Origin of the sequence: Citrobacter freundii complex sp. CFNIH2 (assembly GCF_002880615.1) — a bacterium.
Classification (GTDB): Bacteria; Pseudomonadota; Gammaproteobacteria; order Enterobacterales; family Enterobacteriaceae; genus Citrobacter_A; species Citrobacter_A amalonaticus_F.
Genome location: NZ_CP025757.1, coordinates 2,021,783 through 2,037,300 on the forward strand (window position 1 = coordinate 2,021,783; position 15,518 = coordinate 2,037,300).

A 15,518-nucleotide genomic window follows, 5' to 3' on the forward strand; every position below is an offset into this window, starting at 1 on the left:
ATGCTGTCAGAAATGGCGTAAAGGAGAAAATATCAATGCAGCTATGTTATGCCCCTGAAATGCATACGAGATTCGGACAACGTCGTACCGCGACGATGAGTATTAATGGTGTCCACGCAAATGCCAATTCTGATGCACATATTGCTCAGTTCCTTGCGGTCGCCGATAAGCGTCTGGCGACATCCCGAGAAGGCGAGTTTGCTGAAATTAAGGCCTGGCGTCGTGCTTTTTCCGAACTAGGCCTTAAGCCAACGCAGTATCGCTGCGCGTCGGAATCCTTGTTAAGGCGATATCGGAAGAGCGGTGAATTGCCGACGCTGCATCCAATGATTGACCTGTGCAATGCCGTTTCCCTCGCCTTTGCCATACCGGTTGCCGTGTTTGATATCGTTCAGATCAGCGGTGCGTTAACGGTACGCCCTGCCTGTGGGGATGAGTCCTATGAGACTTTTTCCGGGGAGACGGAACACCCTGAACCCGGTGAAGTTATCTTTGCCGATGATTCCGGGCGAGCCCATGCCCGACGCTGGACTCATCGGCAAAGCGGCAGGTCGGCCGTTAAGCAACGTACGTCCAGGGTGTTGATTGTCGCCGAAGCGCTGCACGAAACCGCACAGGATGACGTTGAACGACTCATTTTTGCGCTCACTGACGCCATATCTCAGATCTGGCCCTCAGCTATACAGACGGATGTGAAGCGCTTATGACCCTATGCATATGGCCTATTGTAACGGTGGCACATCGATTTCTCGTTCCGATATTAGATGATGAAAAATGGCCGAGAATATATGCTTTGCTAAAGGCATGTGCTAAGTTGGAATATTGCGTATATCATTAACATCCAATCAGACTTATTGGGACAATGATGAAAACAATTATCAGCAAAGATTTTAGGGCAGAAAATGCCTGGGAAGCAATGGACATTGCCTCGCTAAGTGGAACCTCCGTACGTTTACACTGGACAGATAAGCCCTATAAGTGGCATATAAATGAGGGTCAGGAAGTTTTTGCTGTTATGGATGGCGTCGTTTAAATGTTTTATAAGGAACATGGCGAAGTCAAAACAGTGATACTGAATACAGGGGATCTCTTTTTTGCCGATCAGGGTTGTGAACATGTTGCACATCCTAAAGGTGAAGCCAGAATAGTAGTAATTGAAAAAGAAGGCTCAGTATAAATACTTTCTTTCAGCCCCCTGAACAGGCATAGTAACAAACGAGAATGGATTTTTTTTACAACAGGAGTTGTCATGTTTTCTTATATCATGCTGGGCACTAATAACCCGGAAATTTCTTATCAATTTTATGCGCCGTTGATGGACGTGCTGGGCTATCCGCTGGATGGTCGAAGTAAGAAAGGTGCAGCCTGGGGCACATTCAAAGATAATCATGCCACAGGGCTTTGTGTTGGCCTACCCTTTAATCATCGACCGGCGACATTTGGTAATGGCGTGATGGTGGCCCTTAATGCCCCCTCCGTTGAAATCATTAACAAGCTCTATACCTTAGCGCTAGAAAACGGAGGCGAAGATGATGGTCCTCCTGGTTACCGCCCACACTATGGCGATGATTTTTATAGTGCTTATGTCCGTGATCCTGACAATAACAAGATTGCTTTTGTTTTTTACGACCCGGCTAAAAAGTAAAGTCTACTGTATTTTCTATGTTGCCTGCCCGCCACACCGATTTTCGTTCAACGGCGTTTTTAAGGCCCTGCAAGACATTCGTTATTTCATTAGCAAAACTGAAGCATCCTGACACTCTGCATGTATAAAAAGAGCGTCAGGATGTTATCTCAGTGTGAAGATAAATATCAAATGTGGCAAACCAGGATTAATACCGAAGAAGAGCCATTATTCTGATTTATTGGCATTCTGTGCAATTATGCGCAGATACTCATTGTTTTTAAACGCGATCATAATAAGTTCAAACATGACCCGACAGCCAACCAGACTCAAAATAGTCCCAAATAACCCAGCGATGATTTGACCGTTAAATATAGAAATTACGCCACCAACGACCACTAAGGCCATAAAAATCCAGTATAAAAACACCATGATTTTAGGTGTCAGAAGACTATCGAACCCCAGAATGACTTTCATTGGCTATCCTTAATAAACAAAATTTGAAGAAAACTGCCAGAACAACATATATTATTTATTTCAAGATGTAAATACCGATTTATTCACCAACTTCTTTCCCATTCCTTATGAATTAAAGATGAGAATTTTCGTTAAATAGCGTGATAATGATTTCAAAATCATAACATTAGCAATGTGTGGAATAGCATTCTACAGAACAAGAATTAGTATTTATTGTTAAATAGTTATTAAATTAATATTTCATCACGTCTTTTACTGGCGAATAATAATCTGATATTAAAAAGAGAAGGTTTTGAGGACGTGAACAGAAGTTTGCTGACCTCAGACAATAAAAAACCGGGCACTGTGTGAACTGCGCCCGGTTTTTTTAGACAGCGAAGAAATCAGAGATTAATGCGCGGCTTCCGGTTTGTGCTTCTGTGCGCTCTGGAAGCCATAGGTCAGCTCATTTTTCTCTTTATCCAGCGCCACGGTCACCTGCCCACCATCGACCAGCGAACCAAACAGCAGCTCGTTTGCCAATGGTTTTTTCAGGTTATCCTGAATCACACGCGCCATTGGACGTGCGCCCATTGCCCGGTCGTAGCCTTTCTCTGCCAGCCAGTTACGCGCTTCCTGGCTGACTTCCAGAGAGACACCTTTCTGATCCAGCTGAACCTGCAGCTCGACGATGAACTTATCGACAACCTGGTGGATCACCTCAGTAGACAGGTGCTCGAACCAGATAATATTGTCGAGACGGTTACGGAATTCCGGCGTAAACACTTTCTTGATTTCGCTCATCGCGTCAGTGCTGTTGTCCTGATGAATCAGGCCAATCGATTTACGTTCCGTTTCACGGACGCCGGCGTTGGTTGTCATCACCAGCACCACGTTGCGGAAATCGGCTTTACGGCCGTTGTTATCCGTCAGCGTGCCGTTGTCCATCACCTGCAGCAGCAGGTTAAAGACATCCGGATGCGCTTTTTCGATTTCATCGAGCAGCAGTACCGCATGAGGATGCTTGATGACCGCATCCGTCAGCAGACCACCCTGATCGAAACCAACGTATCCCGGAGGCGCGCCAATCAGGCGGCTGACAGTATGACGTTCCATATACTCGGACATGTCAAAACGCAGCAGTTCGATTCCCAGCGCTTTGGAAAGCTGCACCGTCACCTCGGTTTTCCCGACCCCGGTCGGACCGGCAAACAGGAAAGAACCGACTGGCTTATGCTCGTGTCCCAGGCCCGCACGGCTCATCTTGATGGCTTCGGTCAGCGCCTCAATGGCTTTATCCTGCCCAAAGACCAGCATTTTCAGACGGTCGCCAAGGTTTTTCAGCGTATCACGATCGCTTTGCGACACGCTCTTCTCCGGGATACGCGCGATACGCGCCACCACGGACTCGATATCGGCCACGTTGACGGTTTTCTTACGCTTGCTGACCGGCATCAGGCGCGCACGCGCCCCCGCTTCATCGATCACGTCGATCGCTTTATCCGGCAGATGACGGTCGTTGATGTATTTCACCGCCAGCTCAACCGCTGCACGCACCGCTTTCGCGGTGTAACGGACGTCATGGTGCGCTTCATACTTCGGTTTCAGGCCATTGATGATCTGTACGGTCTCTTCTACCGACGGTTCAGTAATATCAATTTTCTGGAAGCGACGGGCTAACGCACGATCTTTTTCGAAAATGTTGCTGAACTCCTGATAGGTCGTGGAGCCAATCACGCGGATCTTACCGCCGGAAAGCAGCGGTTTAATCAGGTTTGCCGCATCCACCTGGCCGCCCGACGCCGCACCGGCTCCAATAATGGTGTGGATCTCGTCGATAAACAGGATGCTGTTGGTATCCTGCTCCAGCTGTTTCAGCAACGCTTTAAAGCGTTTTTCAAAGTCACCGCGGTATTTGGTGCCCGCCAGCAGCGAACCGATATCCAGCGAGTAGATGGTGCAATCGGCCATCACTTCCGGTACGTCGCCCTGCACGATACGCCAGGCCAGGCCTTCGGCTATCGCCGTCTTCCCGACGCCGGATTCCCCCACCAGCAGTGGGTTATTTTTACGTCGACGGCACAGTACCTGGATGGCGCGCTCCAGTTCTTTGTCACGGCCGATCAGCGGGTCAATACCGCCAACCCGGGCAAGCTGGTTAAGGTTAGTCGTGAAGTTCTCCATACGTTCCTCCCCGCCAGCTTGCTCGTCGGTATTGGGCTGACTGCCAGGATCAGACGACTGACTCGGCTCATCTTTGCGCGTACCGTGAGAAATAAAGTTGACCACATCAAGACGGCTGACCTCATGCTTACGCAGCAGGTAAGCGGCCTGAGATTCCTGTTCGCTAAAGATGGCGACCAGCACGTTCGCACCGGTCACCTCACTGCGCCCGGAGGACTGAACGTGGAAGACCGCACGTTGCAGAACGCGCTGAAAGCTCAGCGTCGGCTGCGTGTCGCGTTCTTCTTCGCTGGCAGGCAGTACGGGTGTGGTTTGTTCAATGAAGGCTTCGAGTTCCTGACGGAGCGCCACGAGGTCCACGGAACACGCTTCCAGCGCTTCGCGGGCCGATGGGTTACTGAGCAGCGCCAGTAACAAGTGCTCGACGGTCATAAACTCATGACGGTGCTCGCGCGCTCTGGCGAAAGCCATGTTTAAACTGAGTTCCAGTTCTTGATTGAGCATAGGCACCTCCCCCAATTTTTATGCCTGCATTCAGGCTTTTTCCAGCGTACACAGCAACGGATGCTCGTTCTCCCTCGCATACGTGTTCACCATCGCCACTTTGGTCTCCGCGACCTCAGCGGTGAAAACGCCGCAGATGGCTTTACCGTGATAGTGAACCGCAAGCATCAGTTGCGTTGCACGTTCTACATCATAAGAAAAGAATTTTTGTAACACGTCAATAACAAACTCCATCGGAGTATAATCATCATTGACTAATATCACTTTATACATAGATGGCGGTTTTAGCGCGTCACGCACTTTATCAGCCGCCAGCTGGTCGAAATCCAGCCAGTCGTTCGTCTTACCCATTGTCAGTCGTCATCTTCAGTTACGGTTACCGGCAGAACAGTCTGCCGCTGACAAGAGCGGATGTGCACAATCAATCTACCTCAATTAATAGATAACTATCATCTATCACTGGCATCCGCGACATCTGTCACATTCCCGCCAATAGCGTTAACTGCTTCAAATTTTTGATTCATTTTTACCCACCGACCCCCGTCAGACGCTTGACGCCCCGCCTGATTTCTCTAAATTGTAATTTCGAGAGTTGGCGAGGTTTTGAACAACCCCCACTCCACCACCGGTTCATTCCATCTTACTTATATAAGATTTACGAAGGATGTCGAAGCATGGAAACGGGTACTGTTAAGTGGTTCAACAATGCCAAAGGGTTTGGGTTCATCTGCCCTGAAGGCGGCGGCGAAGATATTTTCGCTCACTATTCCACCATTCAGATGGATGGTTACAGAACGCTAAAAGCCGGACAGTCTGTCCAGTTTGATGTTCACCAGGGGCCAAAAGGCAATCACGCCAGTGTCATCGTGCCTATCGAAGCAGAAGCTGTTGCATAGCTCTTCTGTCTCATTGTGTACATCCCGCAGGTAAAATGCCAGCCCGATCGGCTGGCATTTTTATTTCCCGGGACGTTACTCTCGCGCTAACGCATCGACCGGATCCAGTCGCGCCGCGTTGCGCGCCGGTAACCAGCCGAACAGGACGCCGGTAATGGTAGAGCACAAAAATGCCGTCAGCAGCGCGACCGGCGAGAAGCCAATCTCCCAACCGGGCAGGAACAGCTGCAGCGTGAAGGCGATCAGCATCGACAGGCTGATACCCAGCGCGCCGCCCACCAGACAAACCAGCACCGCTTCAATCAAAAACTGCTGCAGCACATCACTGGCGCGCGCGCCTACTGCCATCCGGATGCCGATCTCCCGCGTACGCTCTGTGACCGACACCAGCATAATGTTCATCACGCCGATCCCGCCAACCACCAGCGAAATTACCGCCACCAGCGTCAGGAATAACTGAAGAGTACGTGTGGTCTTTTCAGCGGTTTTCAAGACACCGTCCATATTCCAGGTGAAGAAATCCTTTTTGCCATGACGCAGCGTCAGCAGTCGGGTGAGTTGCTGTTCGGCCTGTGCGCTGTCGAAACCTTCCTTCACTCGTACGGTGATCGAGTTAAGCCACGACTGCCCCATAATGCGCCCGGACATTGTGCTGTAAGGCAACCAGACGCGCAGGATTTTGCTGCTGCCAAACATCGACTGCTTCTCTTCCGCCACGCCGATGACCGTCGCGGGCATGTTGCCCACGAGGATCACCTCGCCCACCACGTTCGCCTTATGCGGAAACAACTGACGTCGGGTGTTGCTGTCGAGCACCACCACCTGCGCACGACCGTTAAGCTGTTCGCGGTTGAACGTTGTCCCTTCGCTGAAGGTCATACCGTAAACGTTAAAATAGTCGCCGCTGACTCCGTTCGCGCTGGCGGCAACGTCGGTATTGCCATAACGCAAGCGCAGGTTCTGCGACACGGCGGGCGTCGCGGAGGTCACCCAGGGTTGTTTTTGGATCGCCGCAAGATCGTCGTATTTCAGCGCCTGCTGATACTGTGGATCGTCGTCGCCAAAATCTTTGCCGGGGTAGATATCAATGGTGTTGGTCCCGATGGCGCGGATATCCGCCAGCACCAGCTGTTTCGCTGCGTCGCCGACCACCACAATCGACACCACTGACGCGATGCCGATAATGATCCCGAGCATTGTCAGCAGCGTGCGCATTTTGTTGGCCGCCATCGCCAGCCACGCCATGGTCAGTGCTTCGCGAAACCCGCTGACAAACTGACTCCAGCCGGACGCCGTTTTCACCGTCGGTTCCTGAATGCCCTGCCCTTGCGCGGCACGCTTCGTGGGCGGATTACGCACAATTTCGCCGTCATGGATCTCAATCACCCGCTCTGCCTGGGCGGCAACCTGGGGATCGTGGGTGACGATAATGACCGTATGCCCGCGATCGCGCAGCTGGTGCAGAATTGCCATCACCTCTTCACCGGAACGGCTGTCGAGCGCACCGGTGGGTTCATCGGCGAGGATCACCTGTCCGCCGTTCATCAGCGCGCGAGCAATACTCACGCGCTGCTGCTGACCGCCGGAAAGCTGCGAGGGCTGATAATCGACGCGATCGCCCAGACCAAGCCGCTGGAGCAGCTCCTGCGCGCGCGCCAGACGCTGTTTCCTTTCCGTACCGGCGTAAACGGCGGGGACTTCGACGTTTTGCGCCGCCGTCAGATGTGACAGCAAATGGTAGCGCTGGAAAATAAAGCCGAAATGCTCCCGACGCAGTTGCGCCAGCGCATCGCGGTCCAGCGTTGAGACATCGCGTCCCGCGACCCGGTAGGTGCCGCTGGTGGGTTTATCGAGGCACCCCAGAATGTTCATCAGCGTGGATTTGCCGGAGCCAGACGCCCCGACGATCGCGACCATCTCCCCGGCATTGATCTGTAGCGTGATGCCTTTCAGCACCTCCACCTGTTCTTCTCCGGAGGGATAACTGCGGCGAATATTGCTCAGTTCAAGCAATGCCGTCATTGCGCGACTCCCGGTTTACCCTCGCCCGTCACCACTTCATCACCGGCTTCCAGCCCTTTTACAATCTCCACGTCGGTGTCATTGCGCGCGCCAATGGACACTTCGCGTTCACGAGTTTCACCGTTACGCAGCAGGGTTACCTTATAGCGATTGTCCCCGACCGGGTCACCCAGCGCGGAAAGCGGGATCGTCAGAACGTTTTTCACATCCGTTAGCTGAATATGGACCTGCGCGGTCATCTCCAGCCGCAGAATGCCTTTGGGGTTGGGCACTTCAAATCGGGCGTAATAGAAAATGGCATCATTCACTTTTTCCGGCGTCGGCAGCACATCTTTCAGCGTCCCTTCGTAACGGGTTTGCGGATCGCCCAGTACGGTGAACCAGGCCTTCTGCCCCGGTTTAAGGTGAATAACATCGGCTTCAGAGACCTGCGCTTTTACCAGCATCGTACTCATGTCCGCCAGTGTCAGAATGTTCGGCGCCTGCTGCGCGGCAATCACCGTCTGCCCTTGTAGGGTGGTGATCTGCGTGACTTCACCGGCCATCGGCGCGACGATGCGGGTGTAGTCGAGGTTGGTCTTCGCGGTATCCAGAGATGCCTGATTGCGTTTGATCTGCGCATCGATGGTGCCGATTTGCGCCTGCTTCACCGCCATCTCCGTCGCGGCAGTGTCCAGATCCTGTTGCGACACGGCCTGGGTTTTTGCCAGCTGTTGCTGACGGGAGAGCGTCACCCGCGCCAGCTTCCACTCGGCTTCAGCCTGCTGGCGTTGAGCGCGAAGCTCCATCAGCGTCGCTTCCACCTCTTTGATCTGGTTTTCCGCCTGTTCAGGGTCGATAACGCCCAGCAGCTGGTCTTTCTTCACCTTATCGCCAATCGCTACCGACAGCGTTTTGAGCTGACCACTCACCTGCGCGCCGACATCCACTTTTCGCAATGCGTCGAGTTTGCCGGTTGCCAGTACGCTTTGCTGCAAATCTCCCGGACGCACAATCAGCGTCTGATAATTTGGCACCGGCGCATTAAGCGTCCGCCAAAGGGCAAATGCCCCCAGGATGAGAATGAAAATAAGCAACAGATAGCGCTTTTTAATTTTATTTCCCTTAATACCCATAGCGATCCTGATGGTAAGTTTTCAGCTGAAATTCAACAGTATCTAAACAAACCGCAAGCGAAAAGGATAGCGCTCGCGGCATTGATGATTGGTTAAGATTCAGCGTGTTTCAATTTTCGCAATCATCGCATTGCGGATTATGATCATGTCACAGATTACTGATAATACCTTTTACACTTCAGACGTTGCGTCTCCTTTACAATTATTTATGCGCCTGACGCGGGGTCAATTACTGCCGGGTAAATTCTGGCGGAAGGCCAGCTTTCGCCGTAAGTTTTTAATTCGCTCGTTGTTGATGCCAAGGGCTACCCGTCAGTTGCTGGAAAATCTGACCCAATGGCCTGAGCTGAATACGCTGCTGGCTCGACAACCCCGGTTGCCAATTCGTCTGCACCGCCCGTATATGGCCGTGAATATTAAGCGCGATACCGCGCTGACCGCGCTCTGTAGCCATTATGATCTGCTGCGTCAGTTATTCAGCCGCGAACAACTGGCCCGATATTTAAGCCAGAACGGTCTCAACCTGGCAAAATTTGAGGCCAAAGACGGCGCGTCATTCCAGCTTGATTTAGTCAGTCTGGTCTCACTGGATAAAGAAGGTGAAAGTACCGTCGTGATCCGCGACGAGCAGATGCGTATTCTGGCAGAAATTACCTTCACATTCTGTACGTTAAACGGAAAACGCACCCTGTTTATTGGCGGCTTGCAGGGCGCGGCGAATGATGTTCCACATGAGGTCATTCAGCAGGCCACCAAAGCCTGTTACGGCTTGTTCCCCAAAAGAGTGGTAATGGAAGCGCTGTGTCAGTTCGCTCAGATCGCCAGGGCGGACCAGATTCTGGCGGTCAGCAACGCGGTGCATGTTTATCGCAGCTGGCGCTATATGGACAAAAAAACGCAAATGCATGCCGACTACGACGCCTTCTGGGCGTCCCTGGGCGGTGAAAAAACGCAAGGAGATTACTTCTCGCTGCCGCTGACCATTGCGCGGAAAAGCGAGGCGGATATCGCCAGCAAAAAACGGGCTGAATACCGCCGCCGCTACGCGCTGCTCGACAGCGTCGTCACGCAGGTTCCGCAGTGCTTACAGGATTAGTCCGCTCTGCCGCGCGCCAGCCACAGCACCCGGGAGAACATTTTTCTCAGCAGCGTCGGCACCGCGTCCACACCTCGCCGCCCGGCTTCCATCGCCACTTCGATGGCTAAGTCGGGCTTCGATGAGCGATGGATCGCCTTCGAAATGATTTTACGCATATTCATTGGCACATTTTCCGGGATTTGCGCCACCCGGTGAAAAACATCGGCAAAACCCTGCCGGTACATAAAGTGTTCCATATCCAGCGCAGGCAGCGTGGTCAGGTGTTCGCGCTCCTCTTCCCGGTCATTATTCAGCAGGCTTCGCACCGTGGCGGCATATTTTTTCCCGGCTTCATCACCATCCACCAGCACGTGCCACTCAATGCCCATCCGCCGGGCGAATTTTACCAGCGGTTTAAGACCGGACTGCGCGAATTCGATCACCTTAATCCCTTCGGCATCAAAGTGATGACCGCACTGACGGGCCAGTTCGTTGATCACCCAGGTTTCTGTTTCCCCTTCCACCAGCAGCCAGCAGCGGGCAAACAACGAAGAAGCACGGTTAAAGCGAATGTGGAAGGCAATGCGTCGACCATCCTCTGCGCTCAGCCCCCCCGGTCCCAGACGCCAGGCCGCCACGCGCGAGGATTCACGCACCAGGCGACAGACATGTTCCACCGGAGTCAGCGAGAGCAACTCGCCCGAGTTGGTGGTGGTGATGCGCTGAAGCGGTAGCAGATTTAGCAACTGCCATGCCACTGACAGCATGATGGGATGCAGGCGCGTTTCCGGATCTTCCACCAACAGCAGCGGTCTGGCGTCTTTATGCAGCCTGACCGTGCCCTTCGCCTGCAACAGCGTGGAGAACAGCCCCAGCAGAATCACCCGGTGAGTACGTCCCCCCGGTTTGTCGATCATCCGGTTGATAATATCGAGATAGCGCCAGCTTCGCTGTTCGTTGGCGGAGCGTCGGCGCATTAAGCGGTGACGGGACTGCGAAGTGCCCTGCTCGGTAAAATAGTGCTCGAGCAGTTGCACCATCGCCGAAAGCCCCTGACGGATCTGTCCGTCGGTGAGATTCTGCGGGCGCATCGCCAGTTCGCGGGCGAGAAAATCCAGTTGACGGGCGGTGACTTCGACATCATCAACCTCCGGCACCGTGCCGTTACGAATACGGCGCATAAACCGCGCATCGCGTAAACGCAGCACCGGCATCAGACGCACCAGATGCCGCGCCTGTTCGTTGATATCGTCAACCGCCAGCGGATGCCCGTCGCCGTCAAGAAAACTGCGCAGCGTCATCACGCTGCCGTCCTCACCGCATTCGCCTTCAAGGCGATAAAAGATACGCTGAAAACCATCGTGACATAGCGTCCAGCACGCCTCCAGCGGCCGGTAGCGGCGAACCCGATAGCGTCCAGGTTGAGATTCACGAAACGTCAGTACGATATGCAGATGATGTTCGCGGCCTTTCATATCGCCAGGAGGAAACCAGAAATCATCGCGGTCAAAATGATACAGCTCAGATTCGGGTGACAGCAGCAGTGTTAACGCATCCAGTAAACTTGATTTACCCCAGGCGTTCTCACCAATCAGGACGTTATTCTGCTCGAGCATCAACGACAGTCGATTGATACCGCGAAATCCCACTATCTCAACGCGTTCGAGAATCATGTATCCTCCAGAAAATCTTCACTTTCCCTTTACTCTCCCCGCAGTATAACCGCAAAACCCGGCGCGGGACGTGACAAGGATATTATTACGCAGGCTGACTGTGTGAAGGGTGAACGATTTATTCTTTTCTCTTTCATTCGTAATACAGAAAAGCACCTTTTGCAGGACGAAAATAAATCAGGTGTTGAAAATCCTTTTTCACAGGACTATGCACTACACTTCCCTTAAGAGAAATCTATGGAAGGAATGACGCCGCATTGCCCTAAATCAAACTAACAGGTTTTATTTGACTAGAGAACGGATGACGATCGTTTTTAAAATAGCGAGCTATTTATTTGTCGTCATTCAGGCAGACAATAAATATTGATTACCACAATCTTTACGTGGTTATTTTTTACATTGAGGTGGATATGTTGAGAAAATTAGCAGCCGAATGTTTTGGTACATTCTGGCTTGTTTTTGGTGGCTGCGGCAGCGCCGTACTGGCAGCCGCGTTTCCGGAATTAGGTATTGGTTTTTTAGGTGTCGCACTGGCCTTCGGCCTGACCGTATTAACCATGGCCTTTGCCGTTGGCCATATTTCCGGCGGGCATTTTAACCCGGCGGTGACATTAGGCTTATGGGCAGGCGGTCGTTTCCCGGCAAAAGAGGTTATTGGCTACATTATTGCCCAGGTAGTAGGCGGTATTATTGCAGCGGCAGTCCTGTATTTAATTGCCAGCGGTAAAGCCGGTTTTGACGCAACCGCCAGCGGCTTCGCCTCCAACGGTTACGGCGAGCACTCTCCGGGCGGCTACTCCATGCTGTCAGCGATTATTATCGAAATCGTGCTGACTGCCGGCTTCTTGCTGGTGATTCACGGCGCAACGGACAAACATGCACCGGCAGGTTTTGCGCCGATCGCGATCGGTCTGGCATTAACCCTGATCCACTTAATCAGCATTCCGGTAACCAATACGTCTGTGAACCCGGCGCGGAGTACCGCGGTCGCTATCTTCCAGGGCGGTTGGGCGTTAGAACAGCTGTGGTTGTTCTGGGTGATGCCAATTATTGGCGGTATTCTCGGCGGTCTTATTTACCGTACGTTGCTCGAAAAACGCGATTAATGTCAGAACGCCCGACGGCACATACCCGTCGGGTCAAACGCGCTTCAGCCGGATAAGGTATCGTCCCTTTCCGGCTTTTATTTTGCATCTTTACTGAACCCGCGTTATTGGGTAGTGTCATGGCGCTGTCTCGCTAATTCAAAGGACCCGGCTGTTCATGTTTTCAGGACTTCTCATCATTCTGCTTCCGCTGATAGCGGGTTATCTCATTCCGCTTCGACACACCGCGGCATTAAAACTGATCAATCGACTATTGAGCTGGATGGTTTATCTGATTCTCTTTTTTATGGGGATCAGTCTGGCCTTTCTGGATAATCTGGCGAGCAACCTGCTGGCGATATTTCACTATTCCGCCGTTAGCATTACCGTTATTTTGCTGTGTAATATTGCCGCATTACTGTGGCTGGAACGCGCATTACCCTGGCGACATCATCACCAACAAGAGAAACTGCCCTCCCGTATCGCGATGGCGCTTGAATCACTGAAGCTGTGCGGCGTGGTAGTGGTCGGCTTTTTGCTGGGGTTGAGCGCGCTGCCCATTTTGCAGCACGCCACAGAAGCAAGCGAATATACGCTGATCCTGCTGCTACTGTTGGTCGGCATCCAGTTACGCAACAGCGGAATGACGTTAAAGCAGATTGTCCTGAACCGGCGTGGCATGATTGTGGCGGTCGTGGTCGTCGCCAGCTCCATGATTGGCGGCCTGATTAACGCGTTGATTCTCGGTCTGCCAGTGAAAACCGCGCTGGCGATGGCGTCGGGTTTTGGCTGGTACTCCCTTTCTGGTATTTTGCTGACCGAATCGTACGGTCCGGTGATCGGCAGCGCCGCGTTCTTTAACGATCTGGCGCGCGAACTGCTCGCGATTATGCTGATTCCAGGTCTGGTGCGTCGCAGTCGTTCTACCGCGCTGGGGCTGTGTGGCGCCACGTCAATGGACTTTACCCTGCCAGTTTTACAGCGTACCGGTGGGCTGGAGATGGTTCCGGCAGCGATTGTTCACGGCTTTGTCCTCAGTTTGCTGGTGCCCATTTTGATGGCTTTTTTCTCCGCTTAACTCCCTCTTTGGCGGTAGGCCTCTGCCGCCAAAATTGCGCTAAATCAATCTCCCTGTAAGTTGTATCAGAAATCCCTTTAATCCCTCTGCGCACAGGCATAATCTTAAACATGTATATTAAATATAACTTTAAAAGGTGTGACCATGTTTTGTGTGCAATGTGAACAAACCATCCGTACTCCGGCAGGAAACGGCTGCTCTTACGCGCAGGGTATGTGCGGTAAAACGGCTGAAACCTCTGATCTGCAGGATCTGCTGATTGCCTCCCTACAAGGTCTGTCTGCATGGGCGGCTAAAGCTCGTGAATATGGCATCATTAATCATGACGTTGATAACTTTGCGCCGCGTGCTTTCTTCTCCACGCTGACCAACGTTAACTTCGACTCTCCACGTATCGTCGGCTATGCCCGCGACGCTATCGCGATGCGTGAAGCGCTAAAAGCCCAGTGCCTGAGCGTTGACGCCAATGCGCACTGCGACAACCCTATGGCTGACCTGCAACTGGTTAGCGACGATCTGGGCGACCTGCAACGCCAGGCTGCCGAATTTACCCCGAACAAAGACAAGGCCGCGATTGGCGAGAACATTCTCGGCCTGCGTCTGCTGTGCCTGTACGGCCTGAAAGGTGCGGCGGCCTATATGGAGCACGCGCACGTTCTCGGTCAGTACGACAACGACATCTACGCGCAATACCATAAAATCATGGCGTGGCTGGGTACCTGGCCTTCCGATATGAACGCTCTGCTTGAGTGCTCAATGGAAATCGGCCAGATGAACTTCAAAGTGATGAGCATTCTGGATGCCGGTGAAACCACCAAATACGGCCACCCGACGCCAACCCAGGTTAACGTTAAAGCGACCGAAGGGAAGTGCATTCTGATCTCCGGTCACGACCTGAAAGATCTGTATAACCTGCTGGAACAAACCGAAGGCACTGGCGTTAACGTTTACACCCACGGTGAAATGCTGCCAGCGCACGGTTATCCGGAACTGCGTAAATTCAAGCATCTGATTGGTAACTACGGTAGTGGCTGGCAGAACCAGCAGGTCGAATTCGCCCGCTTCCCCGGCCCTATCGTGATGACCTCTAACTGCATCATCGACCCGACCGTTGGCAGCTACGACGATCGTATCTGGACCCGCAGCATCGTCGGTTGGCCTGGTGTGAGCCACCTGGAAGGCGACGACTTCGGTCCGGTTATCGCGCAGGCTCAGCAAATGGCAGGCTTCCCGTACAGTGAAATTCCGCACTTGATCACCGTCGGCTTCGGTCGTCAGACCCTGCTGGGCGCGGCGGACACCCTGATCGACCTGGTGAGTCGTGAAAAACTGCGTCACATTTTCCTGGTCGGCGGCTGTGACGGCGCGCGCGGCGAACGTAACTACTTCACCGATTTCGCCACCAGCGTCCCGGATGACTGCCTGATCCTGACTCTGGCCTGCGGTAAATATCGCTTCAACAAGCTGGAATTCGGCGATATCGAAGGCCTGCCGCGTCTGGTTGATGCCGGTCAGTGTAACGATGCGTACTCCGCGATCATTCTGGCAGTGACGCTGGCTGAGAAACTGGGCTGTGGCGTGAACGACCTGCCGCTGTCTCTGGTGCTCTCCTGGTTCGAGCAGAAAGCAATCGTGATTCTGCTGACCCTGCTGTCTCTCGGTGTGAAAAACATCGTCACTGGCCCGACGGCGCCTGGCTTCTTCACGCCGGATCTGCTGGCGGTACTCAACGAGAAATTTGGTCTGCGTTCCGTGACCACCGTTGAAGAAGACATGAAGCAGTTGCTGAGCGCGTAAGGAGTA

The 15,518-nt window shown here is 52.8% G+C and carries 14 protein-coding genes and 1 pseudogene; 8 read left to right on the forward strand and 7 right to left on the reverse strand.

Going from position 1 to position 15,518, the window contains the following annotated elements:
- Positions 1-35: 35 nt before the first annotated feature.
- The 3 genes and pseudogenes from WM46_RS09995 to WM46_RS10005 all read left to right on the forward strand — a co-directional run bounded on the left by WM46_RS09995 (position 36) and on the right by WM46_RS10005 (position 1,645).
- On the forward strand, positions 36-707 hold the full coding sequence (locus tag WM46_RS09995; protein WP_102603814.1) for a B3/4 domain-containing protein: 672 nt from the start codon (positions 36-38) through the stop codon (positions 705-707).
- Between the two features lie 158 nt (positions 708-865).
- Positions 866-1,177 (forward strand): annotated as a pseudogene (locus WM46_RS10000) (cupin domain-containing protein).
- A 72-nt stretch (positions 1,178-1,249) separates the two neighbouring features.
- Entirely contained in the window at positions 1,250-1,645 is a 396-nt protein-coding gene (locus tag WM46_RS10005) for a VOC family protein (RefSeq protein ID WP_102602166.1), read from the forward strand.
- A 207-nt stretch (positions 1,646-1,852) separates the two neighbouring features.
- Here the strand turns inward: WM46_RS10005 and WM46_RS10010 are convergent, their stop codons facing one another.
- From WM46_RS10010 to WM46_RS26505, 4 genes are all read right to left on the reverse strand, one after another.
- Complete coding sequence (locus tag WM46_RS10010) at positions 1,853-2,101, reverse strand: DUF4282 domain-containing protein (protein WP_061077004.1); 249 nt, start codon at positions 2,099-2,101, stop codon at positions 1,853-1,855.
- 390 nt (positions 2,102-2,491) lie between these two features.
- A complete protein-coding gene (clpA, locus tag WM46_RS10015) occupies positions 2,492-4,768 on the reverse strand; it encodes an ATP-dependent Clp protease ATP-binding subunit ClpA (protein WP_061077003.1) in 2,277 nt (758 codons plus the stop codon).
- Between the two features lie 30 nt (positions 4,769-4,798).
- Positions 4,799-5,119 (reverse strand): ATP-dependent Clp protease adapter ClpS, encoded by a 321-nt coding sequence (clpS, locus tag WM46_RS10020; protein WP_042320277.1) that lies wholly within the window; start codon positions 5,117-5,119, stop codon positions 4,799-4,801.
- A 98-nt stretch (positions 5,120-5,217) separates the two neighbouring features.
- Positions 5,218-5,292 carry a hypothetical protein gene (locus WM46_RS26505; protein ID WP_212807582.1) on the reverse strand — a complete coding sequence of 25 codons (75 nt, stop codon included), beginning with the start codon at positions 5,290-5,292 and terminating at the stop codon, positions 5,218-5,220.
- Positions 5,293-5,442: 150 nt separating this feature from the next.
- On the opposite strand from WM46_RS26505, the gene cspD reads away from it, so the two are divergent.
- Positions 5,443-5,664 (forward strand): cold shock-like protein CspD, encoded by a 222-nt coding sequence (gene cspD, locus WM46_RS10025; RefSeq protein ID WP_042284847.1) that lies wholly within the window; start codon positions 5,443-5,445, stop codon positions 5,662-5,664.
- A 75-nt stretch (positions 5,665-5,739) separates the two neighbouring features.
- On the opposite strand, the gene macB is transcribed toward cspD, so the two are convergent.
- Together macB and macA are read right to left on the reverse strand one after the other, a co-directional pair.
- Positions 5,740-7,686: a macrolide ABC transporter ATP-binding protein/permease MacB gene (gene macB, locus WM46_RS10030; protein ID WP_102602167.1), complete on the reverse strand. Its 1,947-nt coding sequence runs from the start codon at positions 7,684-7,686 to the stop codon at positions 5,740-5,742.
- The gene (macA, locus tag WM46_RS10035) at positions 7,683-8,801 is read right to left on the reverse strand and encodes a macrolide transporter subunit MacA (protein WP_061077001.1); all 1,119 of its coding nucleotides are present in this window, start codon (positions 8,799-8,801) and stop codon (positions 7,683-7,685) included. Before macA ends, macB begins: the two co-directional genes overlap by 4 nt.
- Before the next feature lie 145 nt (positions 8,802-8,946).
- On the opposite strand from macA, the gene WM46_RS10040 reads away from it, so the two are divergent.
- On the forward strand, positions 8,947-9,897 hold the full coding sequence (locus WM46_RS10040) for a VirK/YbjX family protein (protein WP_102603816.1): 951 nt from the start codon (positions 8,947-8,949) through the stop codon (positions 9,895-9,897).
- Here the strand turns inward: WM46_RS10040 and WM46_RS10045 are convergent.
- Positions 9,894-11,552 (reverse strand): ATP-dependent endonuclease, encoded by a 1,659-nt coding sequence (locus WM46_RS10045; RefSeq protein WP_102602168.1) that lies wholly within the window; start codon positions 11,550-11,552, stop codon positions 9,894-9,896. The genes WM46_RS10040 and WM46_RS10045 overlap by 4 nt on opposite strands.
- A gap of 410 nt (positions 11,553-11,962) precedes the next feature.
- Between WM46_RS10045 and aqpZ the strand changes: the two genes are divergently transcribed.
- The 3 genes from aqpZ to hcp all read left to right on the forward strand — a co-directional run bounded on the left by aqpZ (position 11,963) and on the right by hcp (position 15,512).
- Positions 11,963-12,658 (forward strand): aquaporin Z, encoded by a 696-nt coding sequence (aqpZ, locus tag WM46_RS10050; RefSeq protein WP_102603817.1) that lies wholly within the window; start codon positions 11,963-11,965, stop codon positions 12,656-12,658.
- 157 nt (positions 12,659-12,815) lie between these two features.
- Positions 12,816-13,715, forward strand: coding sequence for a lysine exporter LysO family protein (locus WM46_RS10055; RefSeq protein WP_043001217.1), 900 nt, complete (start codon positions 12,816-12,818; stop codon positions 13,713-13,715).
- A gap of 144 nt (positions 13,716-13,859) precedes the next feature.
- A complete protein-coding gene (gene hcp / locus WM46_RS10060) occupies positions 13,860-15,512 on the forward strand; it encodes a hydroxylamine reductase (RefSeq protein WP_061076999.1) in 1,653 nt (550 codons plus the stop codon).
- Positions 15,513-15,518: the final 6 nt, after the last annotated feature.

What these genes read in the sequence shown, in the direction of transcription:
- macB (WP_102602167.1), bottom strand. Translation starts at nt 7,686, where the DNA reads ATGACGGCATTGCTTGAACTGAGCAATATTCGCCGCAGTTATCCCTCC.
- macA (WP_061077001.1), bottom strand. Translation starts at nt 8,801, where the DNA reads ATGGGTATTAAGGGAAATAAAATTAAAAAGCGCTATCTGTTGCTTATT.
- WM46_RS10005 (WP_102602166.1), top strand. Translation starts at nt 1,250, where the DNA reads ATGTTTTCTTATATCATGCTGGGCACTAATAACCCGGAAATTTCTTAT.
- WM46_RS10010 (WP_061077004.1), bottom strand. Translation starts at nt 2,101, where the DNA reads ATGAAAGTCATTCTGGGGTTCGATAGTCTTCTGACACCTAAAATCATG.
- hcp (WP_061076999.1), top strand. Translation starts at nt 13,860, where the DNA reads ATGTTTTGTGTGCAATGTGAACAAACCATCCGTACTCCGGCAGGAAAC.
- cspD (WP_042284847.1), top strand. Translation starts at nt 5,443, where the DNA reads ATGGAAACGGGTACTGTTAAGTGGTTCAACAATGCCAAAGGGTTTGGG.
- WM46_RS09995 (WP_102603814.1), top strand. Translation starts at nt 36, where the DNA reads ATGCAGCTATGTTATGCCCCTGAAATGCATACGAGATTCGGACAACGT.
- WM46_RS10045 (WP_102602168.1), bottom strand. Translation starts at nt 11,552, where the DNA reads ATGATTCTCGAACGCGTTGAGATAGTGGGATTTCGCGGTATCAATCGA.
- aqpZ (WP_102603817.1), top strand. Translation starts at nt 11,963, where the DNA reads ATGTTGAGAAAATTAGCAGCCGAATGTTTTGGTACATTCTGGCTTGTT.
- clpS (WP_042320277.1), bottom strand. Translation starts at nt 5,119, where the DNA reads ATGGGTAAGACGAACGACTGGCTGGATTTCGACCAGCTGGCGGCTGAT.
- WM46_RS10055 (WP_043001217.1), top strand. Translation starts at nt 12,816, where the DNA reads ATGTTTTCAGGACTTCTCATCATTCTGCTTCCGCTGATAGCGGGTTAT.
- clpA (WP_061077003.1), bottom strand. Translation starts at nt 4,768, where the DNA reads ATGCTCAATCAAGAACTGGAACTCAGTTTAAACATGGCTTTCGCCAGA.
- WM46_RS10040 (WP_102603816.1), top strand. Translation starts at nt 8,947, where the DNA reads ATGTCACAGATTACTGATAATACCTTTTACACTTCAGACGTTGCGTCT.